This window comes from Pseudomonas sp. 05N434 (genome assembly GCF_056396965.1).
The window spans coordinates 1-1996 of the sequence record NZ_JBFTMK010000732.1 but is presented as its reverse complement, the minus strand read 5'-3'; the positions used below and the strand labels follow the sequence as shown (position 1 = coordinate 1996).

General features: G+C 48.2%; 2 protein-coding genes and 2 pseudogenes. All 4 read right to left on the bottom strand.

What is annotated here, in order from left to right; genetic code table 11:
- Nucleotides 1-370, bottom strand: a pseudogene (locus AC1DLB_RS28735) (hypothetical protein); the annotation flags it as partial.
- A gap of 159 nt (nt 371-529) precedes the next feature.
- Nucleotides 530-1135 (bottom strand): hypothetical protein, encoded by a 606-nt coding sequence (locus AC1DLB_RS28730; RefSeq protein ID WP_477743681.1) that lies wholly within the window; start codon nt 1133-1135, stop codon nt 530-532.
- A gap of 144 nt (nt 1136-1279) precedes the next feature.
- Complete coding sequence (locus AC1DLB_RS28725) at nt 1280-1750, bottom strand: hypothetical protein (protein ID WP_428634054.1); 471 nt, start codon at nt 1748-1750, stop codon at nt 1280-1282.
- Nucleotides 1747-1996: pseudogene (locus AC1DLB_RS28720) on the bottom strand (hypothetical protein); the annotation flags it as partial. The pseudogene AC1DLB_RS28720 and the gene AC1DLB_RS28725, both read right to left, overlap by 4 nt.

The following is a 1996-nucleotide window of genomic DNA, read 5'->3' as shown; positions in this document are numbered from 1 at the left end:
GCCCAACGGCGATCAACTGCCCCTTTTCGTCCAGCAACAGCGCGCCGCGTTCGTCGCCGTGGTTACCGTCATCCATGGCGGTAAGCATCTTGCGCCCGGCAGGCACACCTTCCTCAAACGTCGAGAACTCTGAATCGAGAGATTCCAGTACTTGCGTCACGATCAACGAGCCATCGTTGGTGTAGCTGCCTGTCGCGTAACCGATGAAGTCAATCAAGGCGGCCCGTATCGCCGGATCTTCGTTGAGCTGTGGTGCGTGCTCCGGGGCAGGGTCGTTGGTGAGCAGCAGCACAGTGGCACCGTCTTCGCGCTTTTCTGATCGAAGTGACAGCGCAACGGCGTCAAGAGAAAGGGTCAATGCCAGAAGCATGGCGAATGGTCGTGCAATGGTAACCAAGGGTTCATTCCTTTGTTGGGTGGTGATCCGGTTTCTTTGGGAGTGACTTGTCGATGGCAATGCATCGGAAGCAAAAGGGGGACAGATTATTTTCATGGTCACGTAGAAACAAATCTGTCTCCACCATGGTTTTTAATATCGACGAACTCCGAGCGAGCCTGTCTTCTTGGTTAACGCTAAGGTAAATGCCTCCTCCGACGTGAACTTCAGTGTTTCCAGCCAGCTCATAAACCACTCGACGTCCAGTGCCGCGAATATCTTTAGCCACTCAGCTTTTTTGCCTCCGCAAGCGGGTACTGCTGTCCCACTCAGTCCATGACCCTTGCCTTCGAAAAACAAAAAGTAGTCATCGTCGTAGCAGTAGCCGATCAATTTTGGCCAGTCAGCGCTGTGGGGTTGCTCCGGTACAAGATCCTTTTCGGCAATCACATAATAATTTCGGTCTTTGTGGGGCTGTAGGGGAGGACGGTAGCTAGAAAGCCAGATCAGGCATTGAGTTGCTTTATCGGAGTCGTCCATCCAAGTCGATACTTTCTTGTCCAGTTCCGTAAATGTTCCTGCGGTGCCCATGCGATAAAACATTAACCAACCGTCTCGTCCTTCGTTGACTATTAAGTAGGTGTACCCATGAGCTTCGACGGTCAACGACCAACAGCCGAAATATACTCGCTGATCCGAGAACTCGGTGACGGTGAATCCAGCATGTTGAACAGCATTTTGCAGATCGGGATAAGGCAATTGGCATACTCCTAGCAAAGTCTAAGTTCGCACCTTGAATTTTGCGCCTCCTCCGTGAGGAGGGGGAGGTCGGCCAGACGATTCTCAGGTTTGTTTTCATGAGCGCTTAGAAAATAAATCTGTCCCTTTGTCCTTATTTTGTGCTTATAAATTTTCTAGATTTGTTGGTCCGCCATCATTTAGAAGTTTTGTCATTCGCCGATTGTAAAGCTCAATGTCTTGTGCGTTGTTGGCTTTGTTCAGTTCTTGACGCAGGAATCCCATGGAGTTAGATATTATCTGCTTTTCATTTCTAGACAAGTCGCGGATTAGATCGAACCCATTTGCAGCTAGGGCTGGAATCTTTTTTCGCATGTAGTAATAACAGCCAATATTTTCGAGAAGATCATTTGCATCTTCTACGGTGTTATTAATGGTTGCTACGTATTTTTTGAATGCGTTTGCTAATATGGGCTCTGGACTTTTTTGTGTTTTTAGAAAGCCGCAAAGTCCTTGCCAGTTAATGATGTGTAGCTGAGTTCCCCAGTCAGGATCTTTCGTGAAATAAATGCCAGCCCCTCTGAAGTAGGCTGGGAATTCGTCTCTATTTAGCGCTTTTTCAAAGTTGCTGATCATTGGAGTTGTTCCCAGTCGTCAAATTGGCTCAGAAGTTTGTCCATGTCAGCTCCGTGATTGATTTTTTCGGACCCGATCAGGGCAGCTTCCTTCGTTCCGCTTTTTGTTTCGCCTCCAGGTACCCATTCTTTTGGATAGGCACCTGCTTCATTGCCATTTGGAATTTCATATTTAAATCTAGGATCATCAGGCTTGATTTTGACGAGGTAGATTTTGGCGGAGGAAAGGTCCGAGGCACCAAGGTTG